The 24,685-nt window shown below is 69.0% G+C and carries 8 protein-coding genes; 5 read left to right on the top strand and 3 right to left on the bottom strand.

What is annotated here, in order from left to right; translation table 11 throughout:
* Window positions 1–9: 9 nt before the first annotated feature.
* Complete coding sequence (locus AC5WS7_RS20385; protein WP_495956133.1) at window positions 10–18,066, top strand: amino acid adenylation domain-containing protein; 18,057 nt, start codon at window positions 10–12, stop codon at window positions 18,064–18,066.
* 151 nt (window positions 18,067–18,217) lie between these two features.
* Here AC5WS7_RS20385 and AC5WS7_RS20380 read toward each other — a convergent pair whose 3' ends face one another.
* Both AC5WS7_RS20380 and AC5WS7_RS20375 read right to left on the bottom strand, forming a co-directional pair.
* Window positions 18,218–19,330, bottom strand: a complete 1,113-nt coding sequence (locus tag AC5WS7_RS20380; protein WP_495956132.1) for a hypothetical protein — start codon at window positions 19,328–19,330, stop codon at window positions 18,218–18,220.
* A 153-nt stretch (window positions 19,331–19,483) separates the two neighbouring features.
* Window positions 19,484–20,203 carry an SDR family oxidoreductase gene (locus AC5WS7_RS20375; protein ID WP_495956131.1) on the bottom strand — a complete coding sequence of 240 codons (720 nt, stop codon included), beginning with the start codon at window positions 20,201–20,203 and terminating at the stop codon, window positions 19,484–19,486.
* A gap of 125 nt (window positions 20,204–20,328) precedes the next feature.
* On the opposite strand from AC5WS7_RS20375, the gene AC5WS7_RS20370 reads away from it, so the two are divergent.
* Window positions 20,329–21,210 carry a LysR family transcriptional regulator gene (locus AC5WS7_RS20370; protein WP_495956130.1) on the top strand — a complete coding sequence of 294 codons (882 nt, stop codon included), beginning with the start codon at window positions 20,329–20,331 and terminating at the stop codon, window positions 21,208–21,210.
* A 442-nt stretch (window positions 21,211–21,652) separates the two neighbouring features.
* On the opposite strand, the gene AC5WS7_RS20365 is transcribed toward AC5WS7_RS20370, so the two are convergent.
* The gene (locus tag AC5WS7_RS20365; RefSeq protein ID WP_495956129.1) at window positions 21,653–22,336 is read right to left on the bottom strand and encodes a class I SAM-dependent methyltransferase; all 684 of its coding nucleotides are present in this window, start codon (window positions 22,334–22,336) and stop codon (window positions 21,653–21,655) included.
* A 347-nt stretch (window positions 22,337–22,683) separates the two neighbouring features.
* Here AC5WS7_RS20365 and AC5WS7_RS20360 point away from each other — a divergent pair, with 347 nt between their 5' ends.
* From AC5WS7_RS20360 to AC5WS7_RS20350, 3 genes are all read left to right on the top strand, one after another.
* Window positions 22,684–23,844, top strand: coding sequence for a helix-turn-helix domain-containing protein (locus tag AC5WS7_RS20360; protein WP_495956128.1), 1,161 nt, complete (start codon window positions 22,684–22,686; stop codon window positions 23,842–23,844).
* 229 nt (window positions 23,845–24,073) lie between these two features.
* The gene (locus AC5WS7_RS20355) at window positions 24,074–24,355 is read left to right on the top strand and encodes a hypothetical protein (RefSeq protein ID WP_495956127.1); all 282 of its coding nucleotides are present in this window, start codon (window positions 24,074–24,076) and stop codon (window positions 24,353–24,355) included.
* Window positions 24,352–24,645, top strand: a complete 294-nt coding sequence (locus AC5WS7_RS20350) for a hypothetical protein (RefSeq protein ID WP_495956126.1) — start codon at window positions 24,352–24,354, stop codon at window positions 24,643–24,645. The genes AC5WS7_RS20355 and AC5WS7_RS20350 overlap by 4 nt, the downstream gene beginning before the upstream one ends.
* The last annotated feature ends 40 nt before the right edge of the window (window positions 24,646–24,685 follow it).

The raw sequence follows: 24,685 nt of genomic DNA, 5'->3' as shown, positions 1-24,685 counted from the left end.
GAGATCGATATGCCCCAATCGAACAATGGCATGGCCGGGGGACGGCCGTCCTTCGATGTGCGCCCTTTGACCGCGGCCCAGCGAGGAATCTGGTTCGCCCAGCACCTTGCCGAGTCGTCGCCGATATCCGTGGCGCAGTATGTCGAGATCGTCGGTGAGCTGGATACCGATCTGCTGGTCGAGGCGTGTCAGGCCGCCAGCCGCGAATTCGGGTCCGGTCATCTGCATCTGATCGAGGTCGACGGGGAACCACGCCAGTTCGTGGACGACGGCGAGGGCGCGCCGGTATCGATCGTGGACCTGCGCGAGCAGCCCGACCCGGTCGCCACGGCACGCCGGCTGATGGTCGAAGAGTATTCGGCCCCATTGGATTTGCTGCGCGACGACTTGATGGCGAGTGTGATCTACCGGGTCGGCGGGGAACATTACCTCTGGTATCAGCGGGCCCACCACATCGCGCTCGACGGATTCGCGGCGGTGACGATGATGCACCGCATCACCGAGCTGTACAACGCGTGGATCGCCGGCGAGCAGGCTCCCCCGCCCGCCGCCCGTGATATCGGCGAGGTGGTCGAACAGGATCTCGCATACCGTGATTCGTCGCGCATGGAGAACGACCGCGCGTACTGGACCGAACATCTGGCCGACGCGCCCCCCGTGGTGAGCCTGGCCGATCGGGTGGGCAAGCCCACCATTCATCCGATCCTGGTCAGCACGCCGCTGCCGGAGCGCACCGCGCGTGCGCTGGACGAGGTCGTGCGCGAGCGCGGCACGAGCGTCACCCCGGTCATCGTCGCGGCCTTCGCGTCCTATCTGGCCCGGATGACCGGGAGCGACGAGGTGTTGCTGAGCCTGCCCGTTTCCGGCCGGCATTCCGCGGTACTGCGCCGTTCCGGCGGGATGGTGGCGAATGTCGTGCCCCTGCGCGTGCGGGTCGCGGGCCGCACCGTCGGCGAGGTGATCACCGGCACGCAGAGCGAATTGACCAGTGCGCTGCGGCGGCAGCGTTACCGGCAGGAGGACATATTCCACGATATGGGCATCGCCCGTGACGAGGCGGCGTCATTCGGTCCGGCCGTGAATATCATGATGGTCGAGAACGAGGTCGTTCTGGGCAATACCACCGGACGCCTCAACGTGCTCACCTCCGGCCCGACCGCCGACCTTTTCGTCAATATCTATCCGGGTGCGGGCCGGGACAGTACCCATATCGATTTCCAGGGCAATCCGAGTGCATACAGCACGTCGGAACTGGCCGGGCACCACGAGCGGTTTCTCATGTTTCTGCGGGAGTTCCTCGACGGGGGCGAGGAATACCCGGTCGATCGGCTGCCGCTGCTGGAAGGTGCGGAGCGGTCCGAACTGCTGCCCGTGCGCGGTCCCGGCGGGGTCCGGCCGCGGCTGCTGCCGGACATTCTGACCGAGAGCGCTCGCCGCGCTCGCCGCGCTCCCGCGATCGCCTCGTCCGGCCGATCGATGACGTACGGCGAGCTGGACGAGAAATCCTCCCGGCTCGCCCGGCATCTGATCGCTCTGGGCTGCGGGCCGGACACCGTCGTGGCGATCCTGCTGCGCCGCTCGTCCGAATCCGTCATGGCGACCTGGGCGGTGACCAAATGCGGCGCGGCCTTCGTGCAGTTGGCACCGGACTATCCGGCGAAGCGGATCGCGCACATGATCGCCGACAGCGGCGCGAACGTGGCGGTCACGGTCGGCGCCCTCGCCGACCGGCTCCCGTCGACGACGCGCCTGGTAACCCTCGACGACCCTGCGACCGTGCTCGCCTGCGACCAGGCCGCCGACGGCCCGATCGCCGACGACGAGCGGATCCGGCCGCTGCGGCCGTCCAACATCGCGTACCTGACCTACACCTCCGGCTCGACCGGACTGCCGAAGGGCGTGCAGGTCACGCACTCCGGTCTGGCCAACCTCATCGCCGATCGCGCCGCGACGTACGGCGTCGACAGCACATCGAGGGTGTCCTATGCGCTCTCACCCAGTTTCGACGCCTCGCTGGAGCAGTTCCTGACCTGTTTCGCGAACGGATCGACGCTGGTGGTGGTGCCGCCCGAGGTGACCGGCGGCGAGCCGCTGACGCGGCTGCTGGCCGATGAGCACGTGACCCACTTGACGTTGACGCCCGCGATGCTGGCGACCGTGGACCCGAATCGAACGGCCGATCTGAAGGTCGTCGTGGTCGGCGGTGACGTGTGCGCACCGCATGTCATCGAGCGGTGGACGCGATCGCTGTCCATGTACAACGAGTACGGGCCGACCGAGACCACGGTGACCGCCGTCGGCGCCGCATTGCGCGCCGACCGGTCGCACACCGTCGGCGGCCCCATCCGCGGCGTCTCGGCGATGGTGCTGGACCGGACCCTGCAACCGGTGCCCAAGGGCACCGCCGGCGAGTTGTACCTGGCCGGGCCGGGCCTGGCCCGGGGATACAGCCATCTGTTCGGGGAGACCGCCGCGCGGTTCGTCGCCGATCCGTACGGCGACGCCGGCGAGCGGATGTACCGCACCGGCGATATCGCGCGGTGGAGCGGCGAGGATTCGGAAATCGCGCTGGAACTGTTGGGGCGCAGCGACTTTCAGGTCAAGATACGCGGCTATCGGATCGAGCCCAGCGAGATCGACGACACCCTCACCACGCACGCGGACGTCGACCAGTCCGTCACGGTGCCGGTGCCGAACAACGTCGGCACGACCGTGCTGGCCTCGTACGTCGTCCCGGTCGAGGGCCGCCGGATCGATATCGTCGAGCTGCAGCGCTTCGCCCGCGAATCCCTTCCGCCGCATATGGTTCCGGCAGTGCTGTGCCCGTTGGACGCCCTTCCGGTGAACGCGTTCGGCAAGTTCGACCGCAAGGCCCTGCCCGCACCGGAATTCGGGGCCGCGCCGCAGGGGCGCGCACCGGCCACTCCCCGGGAGAAGGCGCTGGCGGAGCTGTTCGCCGAGGTGCTCGGTGTGCCGAGAGTCGGTGCGGACGACAGTTTCTTCGCTCTGGGCGGTGATAGCATTCTGTCCATCCGGCTGGTGGCGCGCGCTAAGACGATGGGCCTGAGCTTCTCCACCCAGGATGTGTTCGCGCACAAGACCGTTGCGGGTCTGGCTGCCACCGCGGCCGAGGTGGGCGATACTCCCGTGCTGGCCGAGTTGTCCGGTGCCGGCGTCGGGTCGATGCCGCTGTCCCCGATCGTGCGCGCCATGATCGCCCGTGGGCATTACGACCGATTCGCGCAGGCCGCGCTGGTGCAGCTGCCCGAGGACGTCGACCGACCGGGCCTGGTGCGCGCGCTGCGGATCCTGCTCGACCGGCACGACATGCTGCGCGCCGTGCTGCGGGGCGCGCAGTCGCCCGACGGTTTCGTCGAGGTACTCGGGCAAGGGGCGGTCGACGCCGACGCCGCGCTCGCGGAGGTGCGGCTCGAGCACCGCGACGCCGACGAGGTCGACCGGCAGCTGCAACAGGCAGCCGATCGCCTGGATCCGGCCGAAGGCGTTCTGGTGCAAGCGGTATGGCTGCAGGACGTCGACGGTTCCCGGCCCGATCTGTTGTGGCTGGTGATCCATCACCTCGCGGTCGACGCGGTCTCGTGGCGCATTCTGCTCGCCGACCTGGCGCAGGCCTGGTCGCAGGCCGCCGACGGCGGCGAATCGCAGCTCGCCCCGGCGACCACCTCGTTCCGCCGCTGGGCGCACGGCCTGGTCGAGCAGGCGGCGAACCGCCGGTCCGCTGAGCTCGAGATGTGGAAAGACATTCTGGGACAGGGGGATCGGTTGCTCGGGTCGCGCCCGCTCGACCCGGGCCTGGACCTCGGCGCCACCTCGGACCGGGTGCATCAGCGCGTTCCGGCCGAGGTCGCCGACGCCGTGCTCACCACCATTCCGGAACGTTTTCACTGCGGCGCCAACGAGCCGCTGCTGACCGCGCTGCTGCTGGCCCTGGGTGCGTGGCGACGGCGGCACGGTACGGCGGTCGCGGACGAGCTGATCTCGCTCGAGGGTCACGGCCGCGAGGAGAACGCCGTCCCCGGCGCGGATCTCGGCGCGACGGTGGGCTGGTTCACCAGCCGCTACCCGCTGCGGATCGGTCTCGCCGAGATCGACCTCGACGACGCGCTGGCGGGCGGTGCGGCCGCGGGGCTGGCACTGCGGCAGGTCAAGGAGCAACTGCGCGCGGTGCCCGACCACGGCATCGGCTTCGATATGCTGCGCTACCTCGATCCCGAGGGGGCCGCCGAACTCGCGGGCCTGCCCGAACCGCAGATCAGCTTCAACTATCTGGGACGGGTCGGTACCGCGGAACTCTCCGGACCATGGACGCCCACAACGGAATTCACCGCCCTCACCGGCACCAGCGATCCGGCGATGGCGCTGTCCGCGGCACTGGATGTCAACGCGATCGCCGAGCCGGGGCCCGACGGACTCCAGCTCGACGCGACCTGGGATTTCGCCTCGCGGATTCTGCGTGAGGAGCAGGTCGCCGAACTCGCCGGGCTGTGGGCGCAGGCGCTGAGCGGACTCGCCGAACACGCGCGCACGGCTACCGCGCAGGTCTTCACACCGTCGGACTTCGCGCTGGTCGAGGTGTCCCAGAGCGATATCGACGGCTGGCTGCGCGAATACCCGGCGATGACCGATGTGTGGCCGCTGACGGCGTTGCAGGCGGGGCTGCTGTTCCACACGGTCTACGCCGACGACGATGACGACGGCTACATCGTGCAGGCGGCGCTGACGTTCACCGGGACGGTGGACGGCGAGCGGATGCACCGCGCGGCGCAGGTGCTCGTCGACCGGCACGACAGCCTGCGCACAGCATTCGTGGAGAGCGCCGCGGGGCCGCGGCAGATCGTCTCGGGCGATGTCGCGGTCGCCTGGGGTGCGAGCAGCGTCGCCGAGGTCGCCGACGCCGATGCGCGTTCCGATGCGCTCGATCGCCTCGCGGCCGCGCAGGCGGCGGCGTTCGACCCCGCCCGGCCGCCGCTGATCCGTTTCCACCTGGTGCGCACCGGCGCGGATTCGTACCGGCTGATCGTCACGAACCACCACCTCGTGCTGGACGGCTGGTCGATGCCGCTGCTGATCCACGAGCTGCTCGCGCTGTACGTATCCGATTGCGACACCGCCGCGCTCGCGCCGCCCCGCTCGTACCGGGAGTACCTGCGGTGGCTGGGGGCGCGCGACCACGAGGCCACCGTGGCCGCGTGGCAGCGGATGCTCGCCGGAGTCGACAGTCCGACGCGAATCACCACCGGCGCGGACCCGGCCGGAACCGTGCGCAACGGCGAGGTCGCCCTCGATCTGGACGCCGCGACCAGCGCCGCGATCGGTGATCTGGGCCGCTCGCACGGCGTCACCGCGAATACGTCGTTGCAGGTGGCGTGGGCCTTGCTGGTCGCGCTCGCGACCGGACGGTCCGATGTGGTGTTCGGCAACACCGTCTCCCAGCGTCCGCCGGAGATCCCGGAGATCGACCGCATGGTCGGTCTGCTGGTCAACACGCTACCCGTGCGCGTGCGGCTCGATCCGGGCGAAACGATCGCCGAACTGCTCGCGCGCGCGCAATCCGAACAGGCTGCGATGGTGGAACATTCGCACATCGGCCTGGCGGAGCTGCAACGGATCACCGGGATCGCGGACATGTTCGACACCGCGACGGTGCTCGAGTCCTACCCCGTCGACCAGGATCTGTTGACGCGCAACCTCGGTGCCGCGGGCCTGCGCCTGGTCGGTATCGACGCACACGACGCCACGCCGTATCCGCTGAGCCTGCAGGTGACCCCGCCGCGGCCCGGCGGCGCGGACGATGGCGCGTCCGGAACCTACACGGTCGCACTGAAATTCGCCCTCGACCGGTTCGACCAGGACCAAGCGCGGGCACTGCTGGACCGTTTCGAGCTGCTGCTCACCCAGATCGTCGCCGACCCGGATCGGAAGGTCGCCACGCTCTCCTCCGGCGCGGAGTCCGAACTCGCGGAGCTGGTTTCGGCTCGTGGCGCCGAGCCGGTCGCCGACGCGGTGCTGCGTGAGATCCTGTGGGACACCGCGCGACGGTACCCGGACGCGGTGGCCGTACGATCCGGCGCGACCACTTGGAGCTATCGGGAACTCGCCCGGCGCGCGGACGCGGTGGCGCGGTGGCTGACCGAGCGCGGCGCTCGCGCCGAATCGATTGTCGCACTGGCTGTTCCCCGTTCGGCCGAACTGGCCGTCGCGATCTGGGCGGTGGCCCGCACCGGCGCCGCGTTCCTGCCGCTGGATCCCGGCAATCCCACCGCGCGCACCGCGGAGTTGCTGTCCGATACCCGAACCTGTGCCGGACTAACGACAAGCGCTGTGGCACAGGGCCTTCCGAATACCGTCGATTGGCTGGCGCTGGACGCCGAGGCCGAGCCGGTGCACGCATCCGGCACACCGCCGGCGACCGGGGAGGTGCGCGCCGACAACGCGGCGTACGTGATCTACACGTCCGGATCGACCGGTAAGCCCAAGGCCGTGCAGCTGGCCAATCGAGGTCTGGCCGATCTCGTCGCGGCGCAGGCCGAGGCGTTCGCGGCGGGCCCCGACGCGGCGGTGCTGCAGGTCGCGTCGCCGGGATTCGACGCCTGTGTGTCGGAGGTGCTGCTGGCACACAGCAGCGGCGCATGTCTGGTGGTGGCCCCGCCGGAGGTGTACGGCGGCGTCGACCTCGAGGAATTGATTCGCGCGCAACAGGTTTCCCACGCGATCCTGACGCCGTCCGTGCTGAACACCATGGACCCGTCCCGGATCCCGTCGTTGACGACACTGGCGGTCGTCGGCGAGGCGACCGGGCCGGACACCGTGACCCGGTGGGCGTCCGGGCGGCGGCTGATGAATCACTACGGGCCGACCGAAAGCACCATCTGGGCAACGGGTTCGGATGCTCTGCTGCCCGGCGAGCCGGTGACGATCGGCGGTCCGATCCGCGGTATGTCCGCGCTGGTCCTGGACATGTGGCTCCGGCCGGTGCCGATCGGGGTCGCCGGGGAGCTCTACCTCGGTGGGCCCGGGCTGGCGCGCGGCTACGTCGATCGCCCCGGTGTGACCGCCGCGCGGTTCGTCGCGGATCCGAGGTCGGCCACCGGCGAGCGGATCTACCGCACCGGTGATTCCGTGCGCTGGGTCCGCGATCGCACCGGACTGGCCCTGGAATACCTGGGCCGCTGCGATCAGCAGGTCAAGATCCACGGACTGCGGATCGAACCCGGCGAGATCGATGCCCACGTGGCCCGGTATCCGGATGTGGCGAGCGTCGCGACCGTCGTCGCGGAAGGGCCTGCGGGCGAACCGGTTCTGGTGTGCTACGTCGTCTCCGCGTCGGCGGCCGGGGTGGATATCCCGGCGCTGACCCACGATCTCGCGAGCACCCTGCCCCGGTACATGAACCCCGCCGCGATCGTGCAACTGGACCGGATGCCGCGCACGCCGACCGGAAAGATCGACCGGAACGCGTTGCGGCAGCGTGCCTTCGGCCCAGCCGTCGCGGGCGGCCGGGCGCCGTCCACGCCGGCGGAGCTGGTCATCGCGAAACTCTTCGCCGACGTACTGCGCCTGGACGCCGTCTCCGCGGACAGCAACTTCTTCGCGCTCGGCGGGGACAGCATCGTGTCGATGCGGATGGTGGCGCTGGCCAGATCCGCCGGGCTGCACCTCACCCCGCGAGATGTGTTCGAGGCCAAGACCGTCGCGGCCCTCGCCGCGGTGGCGAACGGCGCGCGGGCCACCGGCGAAACGGACCGTGCCCCGCTCGTCGAACTCGGCCGAGAGGATATCGATCGGCTCGAGCGGGACTATCACGACCTGTCCGAGATCTGGTCGTTGTCGCCCATGCAGTCCGGTGTGCACTTCCACTCGACCTACGATCCGGACGCCGAGGACAACTACACGGTCCAGACCTCGATCGGATTCTCGGGCGAGGTCGACGCCGAACGCCTGCGCCGCGCCGCGCAGGCCGTGGTCGACCGGCACGACATCCTGCGGGCCGCCTTCGTGGAGACCTCCGCCGGGACGTGCCAGGTCGTGCTGAACCACGCCGAGGTCCCGTTCCGGGACATCGATCTGACCGATGACGACGAGGTGGGCTCGGCGGAGGACATCGCCGCGGCGGACGAGGCGGCGGGGTTCGACCTGTCGGTCGCACCGCTGGTGCGGTTCACGCTGATTCGCCTGGCTCCCGGGTCCTTCCGGCTGCTCGTCACGAATCACCATGTCATCCTCGACGGTTGGTCGATGCCGCTGCTGATGCGAGAGTTGCTGGACTACTACGGATCTCCCGCGCACATCGGCACCGCCGGGCCCGCGCCGTCCTATCGCGACTATCTGGCCTGGTTGCGCAGACAGGACAGCTCTGTCGCCAAAGCCGCTTGGGCACAGGCCTTCTCCGATGTCGACTCGCCCACCCGGGTGTCGCGCGGATCCGGGGCGGCGGGCTCGATCTCGGCCGGCGAGGTCGAGGCCGAGCTGGCGGCGGATCTGTTCGAGGAACTCCGATCGGCCGCCGCGGACGCGGAGGTCACGGTCAACACCGTCGTCTCGGCGGCCTGGGCGCTGAATCTGCGCGTTCTGACCGGTGAGACCGATGTGATCTTCGGCGCCTCGGTCTCGGGCAGGCCCGCGGAGTTGCCGCAGGTCGAACAGACCCTCGGCATGTTCCTCAATACGATTCCGGTGCGGGTCCAGCTCGCGCCGGCGATGACGGTGCGCGAGTTGCTGACCGGCATCCAGGCTGGTCAGGCCCGCATGCTGGATCACCACCACATCGGCCTGCCCGAGATCCACCGCAGCGTCGGGCTGCCCGAACTCTTCGACACGGCGATAACCTTCCAGTCGTTCCCGGTCGACCGGACCGCGCTGCAGCAACTGGTCGACGCGGCCGGGCTGCGGGTGGACGAACTCGGCGGCGTGGACGCCACGCCGTACCCGCTGAGCCTGGTCGTGGAACCGGCCCAGGACGAGCAGGGTGCGCCGCGCGGACTGCGGATCGTGCTGCGCTTCCACGATCGGGAGTTCGACACCGACTCGGCGCGCCGCATTCTCGACCGCACGGTCGCGCTGCTGAGCCGGATCACCGCGAACGTCGCCGCCCGGCTCGGTGAGCTGACCCTCGACGAGGAGTCGGTGCCGTCCTCCCCGATGCTGGTGGCCGGCCCCACGATTCCGATCACGCTGGACCGGATACTCGCCGCCTCCGTGACCGACGACCCCGACGCGGTCGCGATGCGCTACGGCACCGAGGTCTGGACGTACCGGCAGCTCGACGAACGTTCCACCCGGCTGGCCCGAAACCTGTTGCGGCACGGGGCTCGTCGCGGTCGGATCGTCGCCGTGCTGCTGCCGCGATCGCCCGCGGCCGTGCTGAGCCTGTGGGCGGTGGCCAAGACCGGCGCGGCATTCCTGCCGATCGACCCGACCCTGCCCGCCGAGCGGATCGAATTCCTGCTCGCGGATTCCGCTGCCACGCTCGGGATCACCGGCGAGGCCGGGCGGACCTCGCTGCCCCGCGCTGTCGACTGGCTGATCCTGGATCAGGAGCGGCCGCTCGGCGACGAGGTCGCGCCTGGAGCCGAGCCGATCACCGATGCCGAACGCGGCGAACCGATTCGGCCGGATCAGCTGGCCTGGGTGAGCTACACCTCGGGTTCGACCGGAATCCCCAAGGGCGTCCTGGTCACCCACCGCGGACTGGCCGATCTGATCGCGGCACAGCGGCGGATACTGTACGTCGGGCCGAGGTCCGTCGTTCTGCAGGTCGCCTCGCCCAGCTTCGACGCCTCGATCTTCGAACTGCTGATGGCGCACGGTTCGGGCGGCCGGCTGGTCGTCGCTCCCGCGGATGTGTACGCCGGCCCGGAGCTGGCCGAACTGCTGTCGCGCGAATATATTTCGCATGCCGTCGTCACGCCCTCTGCCCTGGCCACGGTCCCGTCCGACGGCCTGGGCGCACTGTGTGTGCTGGCGACGGCCGGTGAGGCGGTCGGCCCCGAACTGGTCGAGCGCTGGGCGCCGCATCGCACCATGGTCAACCTGTACGGACCGAGCGAGAGCACCATCTGGGCGACCGCCGGTGACGCGCTGGTTCCCGGCGCGCCGATCACGATCGGCAGGCCGGTCGGCCGGGCCGCGGCGATGGTGCTCGACACCTGGTTGCGGCCGGTGCCGCACGGTGTGGTGGGCGAGCTGTACCTGTCCGGCGCGGGACTGGCCGACGGGTACGTCGGCAGGAGCGGGCTCAGCGCCGCGCGGTTCGTCGCCTGCCCGTTCGCGAAGCCGGGCGAGCGCATGTACCGCACCGGCGATATGGTGCGGCGCACCGCCGACGGCGAACTGGAGTTCTTGGGCCGCAACGACTTCCAGGTGAAGGTGCGCGGCACTCGGGTCGAGCCCGGCGAGATCGACGCGGTCCTCGGCGCGCGTGCGGATGTGGCATATGCGGTGACGGTGCCGCGCAGCGACGGCGGGCGACCGGTGACGCTGGTGTCCTATGTCGTGCCCGCGGCCGGGGCCAGGGTTTCGGGTACGGAATTGCGTGCGGCACTGGCCGATACGCTGCCCCGATACCTGGTGCCGTCCGCGGTGCTGGTGCTGCACGAGGTGCCGCTGACCGCCAACGGCAAGCTCGATCGGGAGCGGCTGCCCGAACCCGTCAGCGTCGCAACGGAATTCCGGGCGCCGTCCTCAGCGGCCGAGGAATTGGTCGCCGATGCGTTCGAGCAGGTGCTCGACGTCGAGCGGGTGGGGGCCGACGACGACTTCTTCGCACTGGGCGGTGATTCGCTCAGCGCGGCGACCGTGGTGGCGCGCATCGGCGCGGCGCTGGACGCCCGCGTGCCGGTGCGATCGGTGTTCGAGGCCCCGACCGTGAGCGGATTGGCCGCTCTCGCAACGACACTGCGCGGCGCGGGCCGGCTGCCCCTGGTGGCCGGGGAACATCCGGACCCGGTGCCGCTGTCGCTGGCGCAGCAGCGGATGTGGTTCCTGAACCGCTTCGAGCCGGACTCGGCCGCCTACAACATTCCGGTGATGCTGCGGCTGTCGGGACAGCTGGACGTCGCGGCGCTGGCCGCCGCCCTGGCCGATGTGATGGCCCGGCACGAGGTACTGCGCACGATCTATCCGGAATTCTCGGGTGAACCGCGGCAGGTCGTGCTCGACGAGCCCGGCGTGCCGGTGGAGAGGCTGCGAGTGCGGGCCGACGCGGTCGCCGGCACGGTGGGCGAGTTCGTGCGGCGCGGGTTCGATGTGACCGCGCGGGTTCCGATGCGCGTGGGGCTGTTCCAGCTCGACGCCGAGAACGACGGCGACACAGCGGAATTCCTGCTGGTGCTGGTGGTGCACCATATCGCCGGGGACGGGCAGTCGATGGGCCCGCTCGCGCGCGATGTGATGACCGCCTACGCCGCCCGCATCGCCGGGCATGCGCCGCGATGGCAGCCGCTGCCGGTCCAGTACGCGGACTTCGCGTGGTGGCAGCGCCGGATGCTGGGCACCGCGGACGATGCGGGCTCGCTGATGTCCGAGCAGCTGGAATTCTGGCGTTCGACCCTCGCGGGCGCACCCGACCGGCTCGATCTGCCCGCCGATCGGCCCCGCCCGGCCGCGGCCTCCCTGTCGGGTGGCCGGGTACCGGTGCGGATCGACCCGAGGGTGCACGAGCGGCTGCTCGAACTGGCTCGCGCGCAAGGAACTTCGCTGTTCATGGTCGTGCACGCGGCGCTGGCCGCGGTCCTCGGCCGCCTGGGCGACACCGATGACATCGTGATCGGCACGCCGATCGCGGGACGCACCGAACCCGGCCTGGATGATCTGGTGGGCATGTTCGTCAACACGCTCGCCCTGCGGACCCGCGTCGATGGCGGCGAGCGGTTCACCGATCTGCTGATGCGCGCCCGGGAGACCGACCTGCGCGCGTTCGAGCACGCCGACGTCCCGTTCGAGCGGGTCGTGGAGGAGCTGAATCCGGAGCGATCCGCGGCCCGCCACCCGCTGTTCCAGGTGGTCCTGGCCTTCCAGAACGTATCCACGGTCGACGTGGCGCTGCCCGGCGTGCGAATCTCGCGGGCCGAGGTGGACACCGGTGCCAGCCAGTTCGACCTGCAATTCATCCTCTCCGAGGATGCCGGTGACGCCGGTGCGGCACATGGGCTTTCGGGCATCCTGAGCTATGCCCGGGACCAGTTCGACGAGGCGACCGCGGCGGGCTTCGTCGCACGCCTCGTGCGGGTGCTGGAGGCCGTCGCCGCCGATCCGGCCGTCGTGGTCGGCGATATCGACTGGCTCGACCCCGACGAGCGCTCGCTGCTCACCTCACAGGTGGGAGCACGCCTCCCGGCCGCGCAACGGCCGCCGGAACTACTGACGGACCTGTTCGCCGCGGCCGTGCGGGACAACGGCGACGGTGTCGCCCTGATCTCGGGAACCACCGCGTTGACCTACACACAGCTCGACGAGCGAGCGAACCGCCTGGCGAGGTCCCTGATCGCCCGGGGCGCCGGACCGGAGAACCCGGTGCTGGTCGCGATACCGCGGTCGATCGAATCGGTCGTGTCCTGGTGGGCCGTGGTCCGGACGGGTGCTCCTTATGTGCCGGTCGACCCCGCTTATCCCGCCGGGCGCATCGCGCAGATCGTGACGGATTCCCGTGCGGCACTGGGCGTTACGGTATCCTCAGCGCGCGGCGCGATGTCGGGTTCGGTGGACTGGATCGTGCTCGACGACCCGGAGGTCGCCGCCCGGATCGACGCGTCGGCGAGCGGCCCGATCGGCGACGACGAGCGTGTTCGGCCGCCGCACGCGGCCAACCTGGCCTACGTGGTGTTCACCTCCGGATCGACCGGCGTACCCAAGGGCGTGGGCGTCACCCACTCGGGTACGGCCGATTTCGTCTCGGGGCTGCGCGGCGACCTCGAACCGGGCAGCGCGTCGCGGGTGCTGCACTTCGCCTCGCCGTCGTTCGATGCCTCGCTGCTCGAGATACTGCTGGCCGTCGGCAGGGGCGGGGCGCTGGTCGTGGCGCCGACCGGGATCTACGGCGGTGACGAGCTGACGCGATTCCTCGGAACACAGCGCATCACGCACGCGTTCCTGACTCCCGCCGCGCTCGCGTCGGTGGATCCGGCCGGGCTGGACGATCTGGCCGTGGTGATGTCCGGTGGTGACGAGGTACCGGCGGAGCTGGTGAACCGCTGGGCGCGAAGCGATCTCGCGCGTGCGCGGCAGTTCCACGTGCTCTACGGCCCGACCGAGGCCACGATGGTCGCCACGGCGACGAGTGCACTCGAACCGGGGGAGCGCCCGACGCTCGGCGGTCCGCTACCCGGTCTGCGGGTCCTGGTGCTGGACGCCCGGCTGCGGCCGGTGCCGGTCGGGGTGGCCGGGGAACTGTATCTCGCGGGCCCGGCGCTGGCGCGCGGATACCTGAACAAGACCGCGACGAGTGCGGCGCGGTTCGTGGCGCACCCGTTCGGGGAACCGGGAAGTCGCATGTACCGCACCGGCGATATGGTGCGCCGGAACTCCGAGGGGTCGCTGGAGTTCTTGGGCCGCAACGATTTCCAGGTGAAGCTTCGCGGCTACCGGGTCGAGCTCGGTGAGATCGACGCGGTGCTGCGGTCGCGCGCGGACCTGGCGTACGCGGTCACCATCTCGCGTGACGCGGGCCCCGGCTCGGCGATGCTGGTGTCCTACGTGGTGCCTGGTCACGGGGTGAGCGTCTCGGCCGAACAACTGCGCGCCGAGCTGTCCGAGGCGCTGCCGTCCTATCTGGTGCCCGCCGCGGTGATGATCCTCGACCGGATGCCGTTGTCCCCGAACGGAAAGATCGACCGGGCGGCCCTGCCCGAACCAGTGGTGCAGGCCAAGCGGTTCCGGGCGCCGTCCTCGGTGAGCGAGGAAGTCGTGGCGGGCGTTTTCGCCGAGGTCCTCGGTATCACCGGTCCGGTGGGCGCCGACGACGACTTCTTCGACCTGGGCGGCAACAGCCTCATCGCCACCCGTGTCGCCGCGCGCCTCGGCGCGGCGCTGGACGCGACCATTCCGGTGGCGATGGTCTTCGAGGCGCCGACCGTCGCACGACTGGCCGCGCGTGCCGAATCGCACGCCGACACCGGCCGGGTGGCGCTGACCGAACAGCAGCGTCCGCGGCGGATCCCGCTGTCCTACGCACAGCAGCGGATGTGGTTCCTGAACCGGCTCGAACCGGAGTCCGCGGCCTACAGCATCCCGATCGCGCTGCGGCTGTCCGGGCGGCTCGACCTGGACGCACTGCGCGCGGCCATCGAGGACGTGCTGAACCGGCACGAGGTGCTGCGGACCGTGTACCCGTACTCGGAGGGCGAACCGTCGCAGGTCGTCCTGCCCGTCGCGGCGGCCATCTCGCCGATCACCGTGGTCTCGATCGCCGAATCCGAACTGGCCGAATCGGTCTCGGCGTTCGCCGGTGCGGTGTTCGATGTGACGATCGAAACCCCGGTGCGGGCTCGGCTGTTCGAAGTGGGGCAGGACGAGTCGGTTCTCGTGGTCGTGCTGCACCACATCTGCTGTGACGGATCCTCGCTGGTTCCGCTGGCGCGGGACACGATGACCGCGTACGCGGAACGGACGCGCGGGCACGCCCCGGGCTGGTCGCCGCTGCCGGTCCAGTACGCCGACTACGCGATCTGGCAGCGGCAGGTGCTCGGTTCCGAGGACGATCCCGGTTCGCTGCTGAGCGCCCAGATCAAGCAGTGGACAACCGAATTGGCGGACCTGCCCGCGCTGCTGGAACTGCCGACCGACCGGCCGCGCCCGCCCGTGCAGTCCTACGCGGGCGCGAGTGTGCCGATCGACCTGCCCGCCGATCTGCACGCGAGGTTGCAGGCGGTGGCGCGAGCGCACAACACGACGCTGTTCATGATCTTCCACGCCGCGCTCGCGGCCACGCTGGGCCGGTTGGCCGATACCGACGACGTCGCGATCGGCACCCCGTACGCGGGCCGCGGCGAACCCGAACTGGACGATCTGGTCGGAATGTTCGTCAACACCCTGGTGCTGCGAACGCGGCTGAACCCGGAGATGACGTTCACCCGGTTGCTCGAACACGTGCGGGAGACCGATCTGGCCGCGTTCGGCCGGTCCGACGTGCCGTTCGAGCGGTTGGTGCAGGTGCTCAACCCGGTCCGTTCGCACGCCCATCATCCGCTGTTCCAGGTGATGCTGGCGTTCCAGAACCTGGCCACCGCGGAGTTCGAACTGCCGGGGCTGTCGGTGTCGACGCTCGAGGCCGATACCGATGTCTCGCTGTTCGATCTGCAGTTCACCGTGTCGGACTCGTACGATCCGGACGGCGCTCCGGCCGGTATCAACGGTGCGGTGACCTACGCGACCGACCTGTTCGACGCCACCACGGTGACGGCGCTGGTGGACCGGCTGCTGCGGATGCTCGACGCCGTGGCCGCGGATCCGGCGCAGCCGGTGTACGAGGTGGAGCTGCTTGCCCCCGAGGAACGCGAAGCCGTACTGGCACAGTGGAATTCGACGAAAATGGTACTCGCGCCGGAGGAGACGCTGGCTTCGGCCTTCACCGAGGCGGCCCGGACGTACCCGGATCGGACCGCGGTGATCTCCGGTGAGCAGTCGCTGACATACGCCGAATTCGCCGCCCGCGTGCATCGCCTGGCGCGCTGGCTGATCTCTCGCGGCGTGCGTCCGGAATCGTTGGTGGCGTTGCGGATGCGGCGCTCGCTGGACCAGGTCACCGCGGTGTACGCGGTGCACGCCGCCGGTGGCGGATACGTCCCGGTGGATCCGGACCTGCCGGACGATCGCATCGCGTACATGCTCTCGACCGCCGCACCCGTGCTCGAGCTGTCCGGTCTCGACGGGATCGACCTGTCCGGATTCGATGACGCGCCGGTCACCGACGCCGATCGGATCGCACCGCTGCGACCGCACAACCTCGCCTACGTGCTGTTCACCTCGGGATCTACCGGACGGCCGAAGGGCGTCGCGGTATCCCATGGTTCGGCGGTGAACCAGGTGCGGTGGCTGTGTGCGGCCTACGACCTGAACCCGTCGGATGTAGTGCTGCAGAAGACGCCGGCGACGTTCGATGTCTCGGTCTGGGAGTTGTTCGCGACGCTGATGGTCGGCGCGCGGATGGTGATCGCGCGGGCCGACGGGCACGGCGATCCCGATTATCTCGCCGAAACGATTGCCGCCCAAGGGGTTACGATCACCTCGTTCGTGCCTTCGATGCTGGCGGCGTTCGCGGACGCGGCACCGGCTCAGCCTCTCGGGTCGCTGCGCGCGATACTCGTGGGCGGTGAGGCGTTCGGCGCGGAGATGGTGGCCGCGGTCCGGCGGATCATGCCCGAGGTCGAGTTGGACAACCTGTACGGACCGACCGAATCCACCGTCCACGTGACCGCGCATCGAGTGACCGAGGCCGACGTCGGGAGCATGCCGATGGGAACCCCGGTGTGGAACGCGCGGGCATACGTCCTCGACTCGCGGTTGCACCCGGTGCCGCCGGGTGTCGCCGGGGAGCTGTATCTGGCGGGAACCCAGATCGCCCGCGGCTATCAGTCGCGTCCGGGTCTGACCGCGGAGCGCTTCGTGCCCGACCCGTACGGCACGGGCGGGCGGCTGTACCGCACCGGCGACGTGGTGCGGTGGCGCCGCGACGGCGAGCTGGAGTACCTGGGCCGCTCCGATTTCCAGGTCAAGCTGCGCGGCCTGCGGATCGAACTCGGCGAGATCGAGGCGGTGCTCGCGGAGTACCCCGGCATCACGCGGGCGGTCGCGGCGGTGCATTCCAACGGCTCCGGAGACCGCCTCGTCGGGTATGTCCTGCCTGCCGCGGGCAGTGCGGTGGATACCGCCGCGGTCCTGGCGCACGCGGCGAGCGAGCTGCCCGGGTACATGGTGCCCAGTACGCTCACGACGCTGGATACATTGCCGCTCACCGCATCCGGGAAACTGGACCGTTCGCGGCTACCGGACCCGGTCTTCGAGGTGGGCGAGTTCCGGGAGCCGTCCACGTGGCTGGAAGGGGTGGTCGCGCGCACCTTCGAACAGGTGCTCGGTACGGACCGGGTGGGCGCCGACGACGATTTCTACGCACTCGGCGGCAATTCGCTGCGGTCGGTGCAGGTCGTCACCGAGTTGAAGAAGGAACTGGACTACGAGTTCCCGATCAGCTGGATGCTGTCGGATCCCAGGCCGGCCGATCTGGCCCGGCGCCTGGAATCCGCGATGCGTTCCGGGGGAGCGGCCGCGGCCGCGTCCGGATTCGATGTGCTGCTGCCGATTCGGACGAGCGGTTCCCGGCCTCCGCTGTTCTGCATCCACCCCGCCTCGGGCCTGTCGTGGTGCTATCACACACTCGATGAACACCTCTCCGCCGGCCGGCCGATCTACGGTATCCAGGCGCCGCAGATCGGTGGCGAGGTCCCCGGCCCCAGAACGATCGAGGACATCGCCCGCCGCTACGCCGAGGAGATCCGAGCGGTCCAGCCGCACGGTCCCTACCATCTCCTGGGCTGGTCGCTGGGTGGTCTGATCGCCCACGCCGTCGCCGCCGAAATGCGTTCTGCCGGCGAGCAAGTCGCACTTCTGGCCGTGCTGGACGCCGAAGCGGACGGCATCGACGAGGAGTCGGTCTCGACCGTCATGGCCGGTGAGCTGGTCAGCAATCTCGGCCCGGTGCTGGGCATCGATTTCGTACGCTCCGATGCGACGGCCGAGGAGGCCGCGGATCTGATCCGCGAGCATCTGGGCGACGGTCTGGGCATCGACGCGGCCATGATCGAACGCCTCACCGACGCCTACAACCTGTCGATCCGAGCGGCGAGCCGGTGGCAGCCGCCGGTCGTGGACAGCGACATGCTCTATTTCACCGCCACGCGTGACCGGCGGCCCGAGGCGACCGGTCACCGGGGGTGGGCGCATCTGATCAGCGGAACCATCACCAACACCGATATCGATGCCACTCACCTGGCGATGACCGAACCGGGGGCGATCGCCCAGATCGCCCGGGTCATCAACGCACGACTGGATCAGTGAGGCCCAGGACGAGCCGATCCGCGCGGGCAGCGCTGCCGGACGCCGGGAGTCGCGGCGCCGGACCGGCTCGGCCGTGGTCGCGGAGCCGGCCGGGATGCGCCGAGCCTCGTCCGGCACCCGCGCGTGATCGGGTGCCGGGGCGGCGCTGGTATCAGCGCGCGGCCGGCGGCCGCGTCGGCTGCGCCGGAAGGCCGACGGTGGCCTTCACCGGCAGCGGGGCGGTGATACCCACGATCGTGCCGATCGACGCTCCGATCGCTGCGCCGAGTACGGCCGCGGGTGCGGCGACGACGGCCGCGCCGACCGCCGCGCCGAGTAACGGGCCGACGACCATCCCCGTGGGCAGGAACGGAATTCCGGCGATCAGTCCGACGACCGCACCGGCCATCGCGGCCGGAATCACCAGTGGCGCGCTCAGTCCGGTGGCGATGCCCGCGCCGATCGCAGCGCCGACGCCCGCGTCCACGACGGCGGCGCTGCATCGCGCGGGACTCGCCGGGAGGTAACCGCAGAAAGTCTGGACCGGTCGCATCGGATCCGGCGTGACCGCGGCCGGTGCGGGCGGGGTCATCGCATCGGTCACGAGCGGAATGACGGTGGCTTTATTGCCGATTCGGGTGCCCTGCGCCGTTCTGGTGATCGAGGAAACGATATCCGGCAGGGTGATCGCCGGCGCGACATTCGGCAGCGCGATCGGCAGTGTCATCTTCGGCAGTGTGATCGCTGGCGATATTTCCGGTACCGCGGTCGGTGGCGTGAAATTCGGGATCGTGATCCGGGGTGCGATATTCGGCGCCTGGACGCGCGGCGCGGAATTCGGCGGCGCGGCTTGCGGACTCGCGTCCCACGCTGTCACCGCGGGGGTGCCGTTATGTGCCGCCACCGCCGGGGTGGTATTCGGGGCCGGCACCGCCGCAGCGAAATTCGGCGATGCCTTCCGCGGAATGAATTTCGGTGACGCGTGCCGGGACGTGATGTCCGGCAACGTATTCGGGGGCACGATACGGGACAGCGCGTCCGGGGGCACGATCGCGCCCAATTGCTGTGCGAGTGGGGCGAGTTCGCCCGGCAGCGACGCGAGGTTCCAACCCTGTCCGACCTGCGGGAGCGGCGATGAGAGTGTTGCGACGGGCGCCTGTGCGGGCGCTCGCGCGGGTTCGGCGGGCGAAGCACCGGCCTGTCCGGTTCCGAGGGCGACCGCGAGCGGCACCATGCTCGCGGCCAATATCAGGCCCGATACCCGCCGAAGATCAGTTTCCGACATTCCACACCTCCTGGGCGCGACGTCTTCCTGTTTATCTTCTCGTTTTCCCGACCTCGAATATCACGTGCGTTCTGGTCGCAGAGTTTAGGCGGTGGTGCCGCGGGCCGAACCTCGAATTGTGCGAATTGCGTTCCGGCGTGTTTCGGTCCCCGGTCAGACGAGCAGGCCGCCGCCGTCCACGGTGAGAATGCCGCCGGTGGCGTATTCCTGTTCCATCAGGTGCACATAGCTGCGGGCCAAGTCTTCCGGCGCGCCGACCCGCCCGACCGGCAATGCGCCGCTGTGCGTGCGGAACAACTCCTCCCGCACGTCCGCGGGGAACTCCCGCCAGAGTTCGGTCCGCACCAGCCCGGGCCGCACGACGTTCACCCGGATCGGCGCCAGCTCCACGGCCAGCGCCCGGCCCAGCGCCTCGATCGCCCCCAGGATGCTCGCCGAGACCGTCCAGCCCGGCATCGGCCGCTGCACCGCGCTGCCGCTGGACAGTACGATCGAGCCACCGGTATTGATATGTGGCACAGCGTATTTCACGCTCGTGTAGGCGCCCCAGAAGCGGGTCTGGAAGAACCGCTGCGCGGTATCGATCGCCACGTCCTGCAACGGGAACAGCGCCAGCGACTCGCCCGCGGTGTAGACGAGGTGATCGAACGCGCCCAGGCGGGCGAACAGCGCCTCGATCTCGGACTCGCGGGTCAGGTCGACGGTTTCGCCTTGCGCGTCGGCAGGCAGCTGGGTCAGGGCCTTGGCGACATTGTCCGGGTTGCTGGACACCACCACGACCCGTGCGCCCGCCGCGGCCGCCGCCTGCGCGGTGGCCAGGCCGATACCGGCGGTGCCGCCCAGGAGTACGACACGCTTGTCTTCGAGAGTCATCTCGTAGGTCTTCTTTCTCTTGCGCGGTTGGACATCTTCACGATGCCGCTGGTCGGAAGGGGTGTCCAAGACCTCTTTCGGCGTCGGCGATACCCTGAAGGCATTGCCGGACAACGGAGGTCGCCATGGATCTGGATCTGCGCAAGCTGCGGTACTTCGTGGCCGTCGCCGACCGGTTGCATTTCGGGCGGGCCGCCGAGGACCTGCACATCGCTCAGCCCGTGCTGAGCCGGCAGATTCGCGCGCTGGAACACGATCTCGGCGCATCGCTGTTCGCCAGGGACAGTCACGGCGTGACGCTGACCGTCGCGGGCACGCAATTGCTCGCCGATGCCCGGCCGCTGCTGGCATCCGCGCACGCGGCCCGGCGCCGAGTTGCGGTGGCCGCGAGGGAAAGTCGTCGCCTGGTGGTCGGATTCCGGATGGGCATCGTGGTCACCCACGCCGTGCGCGCCTTCAACGTCGCGCATCCGGACGTGATCGTCGACGTGCAGCGCTTGGAGTGGGACGATCAGGCCGCGATGCTGCTCGACGGCCGGGTCGACGTCGCCTATGTGCGCCTGCCGATCGAGGAGACCGGCCTGCGGGTGACGCCGCTGTTCACCGAACCGCGCGTGGTGGTGTTGCCGGCCGACCACCGCCTGGCCGGCAAGGCCGAGGTGTGCGAGGCGGATCTGGCCGGTGAGCCGCTGATCTGGCACGTCGACCCGCATACCCAGCCGACCCGGCACCCGCATCCCACCACCGGCCATTTCGTGCGGGGCGTGGAGGAGAAATTGGAGCACGTCGCGGCCGGCCGAGGCATTTCGTTTCTACCGCGCTCGGCCACTGCTTTTTATTCGCGGCCCGACATCAGCTACGTCCCCATTCCCGAACTGGCCCCCGATCAGGTCTGCCTGGCCGTACCGGAATCCCGCGAATCCCCATTGGTCGACGCTTTTCTCGCGGCGGCTCGCGCGGTCGGTGACGCCACCGCGCGAGCTGCGGCAGAGGAAGGCGAGGTGTGAATATTCCGACGGTGTCAGCGACAGAATTCGGTAACCACGCCGTTGGTTCCGGTGTAGATATTCGAGTCGGACACCAGCCCTCCATCTTGGGGTGATTGTTCGCGTTGTCCGCTACCACGTAATCCCAGATCTCGGTCATGCCGGATTTCCCGTACACGGCCTGCCCGACCGTTTGGCAGACGATATGAACCGTCGAGCCCTCGGGAAGATACCCGACCGGCTTGCAGTCCGTGGAAGGCGACTTGACCGGGTGGTAGCAGTCGCGCACGGTGGCGCCGCCGACCTTGACCGGGGCCGGCCGCCAATCCGCCTGAGGGATTACCTGTCCGACAGTCATCCGGAGGATCACCGCGAATACAGGACGAACCTTTCAGGAATTGATCGTATGCGCTGTACCGGTCGTTATTCTGTCCTGCAAACGACCGACATTTCCGCCGTGTGATTACTGAGAGCTTCGGCCGTCCGTTTTGGTTGCCGCGCCGACGATCAGCGGCCGGACGATGGGGACCATCATTCCCTCCCAGGTCGCCTCCTGAACATCGTCGAGCTGCAATCCGGATGCCCGGATCAGCTCGCGTGTGGCGCGATTGCAGCGGCAGCCCTCCGCGAACCGGCGCCACGGCGCTTCGAGGCGGTCTTGCCACTTGGCGAGTCGCGGCGACTGCGAGCGGATGTGTTCGACGAACAGCAACCTGCCACCGGGGCGAAGCACACGTTCGACCTCGCGCAACACCGCCTCCGGGTGGTCGACGGTGCACAGCACGAGCGTGGAGACGACCGTATCGACGGATCCTTCCTCGAACGGCAGCTGATCCGCCGACGCGTCGAGCACCTTGGCTTTCCGCTGGCTGCTGCGCAGCCGCCGGTCCAGCCGCGCACGCATCGCCGCCTCGGGCTCGGTCAGAATCAGCTCGTCGAGGTCGCCGGGGTAGTACTGCACATTGAGGCCGGTACCGCTGCCCAGCTCGACCGTCCGCCCTCTCGCGCCGGCGAGCAACCGGCGTCGACGAGCTCCCATGCCCGCCCGTTCGCCCCGCCACAGCAGCGGGTCGTACATTGCCGCGAAAACCCGCGCCCACAAGTCCGAATTTCGCCCTGCCGCCGCCGGTGCGGTGCCACTGGTCATGAGTCCGATTATACGTCCGCCGAGCATGTTCGAGAATCGCTGGCTACTGCGAATAATGCGACTATCAGACCAGCTCATACCCACATATGCCCCAACGTATTGGTGCGACTGCGGGCAATGGCAAATTGCTAGCATATCGCTGACGAGGTCGACACCCAGGGAGCATTCACGCTGTGGACCGGGACCGAACGGACTTATTCCGTTGACCCGGCACGCACAATGCCTTACCGCGATATCTCAGAGGTTCTGCGTCCCAATGCCTTACGGGCTATTTGCTTGAAGGCTGGGCAGGTCTACAGGTCAATCCGCGCAGGTTTGCGGCAAGTAGTGCGTCTACCCTTGTCATTATGGGTCCCGGTCTCGGCGAACGCCTGCAGTCGGTCAGGAAGCGACGCGGGCTGACGCAACCCGAACTGGCCGAAGCTTCGGGCGTCTCACTGTCCTTGATTCGCAAGATCGAGCAGGACGAGCGCGACAACACGCGCATCGACACGCTCCGGCGGTTGGCTGTCGCCCTCGACTGCTCGGTGACCATGCTTCTCGGCCCCATCCCGGCCTCGCCCGAGAATGGCAACGGCACACTATGGCTGCCGACTCGCGACGCGATCACAACCTCTGCCGCCGCGAAATCCGTTGAGCCGGTGGCGGAACGCAGTCTCGCCGAAGCCCTCACCGCGGCCACGAAGCTGTACCACGACAACGAGTACGAGCAGTTGTCGCGCATCCTGCCCCGTCTGATACAGGACGGAGAGAACGCGACCCCATTGATGCGCTCGAGGATTCTGCAACTCGCCGGGTCGGTCATGGTCCAGACGCGGCAACTGGAGCCTGCCAGGCTCGCCCTCGAACGGTCGCTCGCCGATGCCGAGGCCACCGGCAATACCTTGGACGCCGGATCGGCCGTGATCACGCTGTGCTGGCTGTGGATCGTGGAACGGCAATTCGAGAAGGTCCGCACGGTTGCCGCCGAATGGGCCGATCGTGTCGAGCCGCGACTATCGGTGGCTACGTCGCAGGAAATATCTACCTGGGGATGGCTGCTGTTGCGTGGTTCGGCTGCGGCGATCCGCGACAACCGGGCCGATGAAGCGGACGACATGATGCGGTTGGCTCAGGCCGGTGCCGTGGCTATGCGCCGTGAGGCCGGCGGATACCACTCGTACTGGACGACTTTCGATCCGGCTACCGTCGCGATGAAGCGCGTTGAGAACGCCGTGGTGGACGACAGGCCCGATCTGGCTTTGCGGCTCGCCCGAAACGTGCCACCAGGGCTGAGGCCGACGTCGGATAACCGAAACCGCCACCTCCTGGACGTGGCTGCGGCGTATGTGGATCTTCGGCGATATGACCATGCGTTCGAGGTCCTGGTGCGGTTGTCCAAGGAAGCCGGGCCGTGGCTTGTCGAGCAACGCATGGCCCGGGATCTGCTCGGCAGAATCGTCGGCCGCCGCCGCACGCTCACAGCTGAGATGCGGGAGATGTCTGATCTGCTCTTACTGGAATACTAATCAGCACAACGTCTTTCGATCGAATGTGGCACTTCCGGAGGATCGCTCGAGAAAGTGCCATTGTTACCGCCCTGTCGGGCCGTGAAGCTGACAGCTGGGCCCCGACGCCGGGGTGAGCGGGGTGAGAACTTTCTGCACCAGACAATCACCACCACCACCACCGGAGGCGTCGGAGCTTTCCAACGGACGGGAGGCAGGGGAAGTGCGGCGGGTACCGACAGCGCTTGGTGTGATCGGTTCGGACTGTGACGCGGAGCAGTGGCATCGCGCCCAAATCCAGCGTCTTGCAAGACATCTCGGCTATGTCGTGATCTGGCAGCCCGAGAATTCCCTCATTCCGCTGGCCGACCAGGTGCGTGCTGCCGACGTTGATGTCGTAATCGTCTCCAGCCCAGAGCATCTCGGCCCGCTCGAGCTGAACTCGCTCATGGCGGTGGTCGCTGTGGAGTCCGTGGTTCCGCGCCTGACGTTCTCGCGGTGGGCCGATACGCGGGCCGGGTGGTCCGGATGAGTTCCGGGGCGGGGTGGTTGGTGTTCGCCGGCCTGGTTGCCGTATTCGGTGGCGTGATGGTGGTGTTCCTGCGCGAGGAGCACGACGACGACGAAGTCGCGGCGGATCCGCCGCGGGTTCTGGTGTGGACGCATGACGCACCGGCGCGGCCGTTCACCGCGGCGCAGGCGCATCGGGTGATGCAGGCGCATCGGACATGCCGTCGCCAGGAGTGCCCGCGCAAGCGCGCGGCGTATCGCACGCTCGTGCGGGCCGGACGGTTGCATCCGGACAGCGGGCGCGTCCGCTGAGATGTCCCGCGGCGATGCGTGCGAGAGCGCGGCGGCAGGC

The organism is Nocardia sp. PLKS1-43 (assembly GCF_059510335.1).
The sequence above is the reverse complement of the archived record's forward strand: the minus strand, read 5'-3'. Positions and strand labels throughout refer to the sequence as shown.

Excerpts from the sequence above, each read along its gene's own strand:
- AC5WS7_RS20385 (WP_495956133.1), top strand. The coding sequence starts at position 10 with ATGCCCCAATCGAACAATGGCATGGCCGGGGGACGGCCGTCCTTCGAT.
- AC5WS7_RS20380 (WP_495956132.1), bottom strand. The coding sequence starts at position 19,330 with ATGTCGGAAACTGATCTTCGGCGGGTATCGGGCCTGATATTGGCCGCG.
- AC5WS7_RS20375 (WP_495956131.1), bottom strand. The coding sequence starts at position 20,203 with ATGACTCTCGAAGACAAGCGTGTCGTACTCCTGGGCGGCACCGCCGGT.
- AC5WS7_RS20370 (WP_495956130.1), top strand. The coding sequence starts at position 20,329 with ATGGATCTGGATCTGCGCAAGCTGCGGTACTTCGTGGCCGTCGCCGAC.
- AC5WS7_RS20365 (WP_495956129.1), bottom strand. The coding sequence starts at position 22,336 with ATGACCAGTGGCACCGCACCGGCGGCGGCAGGGCGAAATTCGGACTTG.
- AC5WS7_RS20360 (WP_495956128.1), top strand. The coding sequence starts at position 22,684 with ATGGGTCCCGGTCTCGGCGAACGCCTGCAGTCGGTCAGGAAGCGACGC.
- AC5WS7_RS20350 (WP_495956126.1), top strand. The coding sequence starts at position 24,352 with ATGAGTTCCGGGGCGGGGTGGTTGGTGTTCGCCGGCCTGGTTGCCGTA.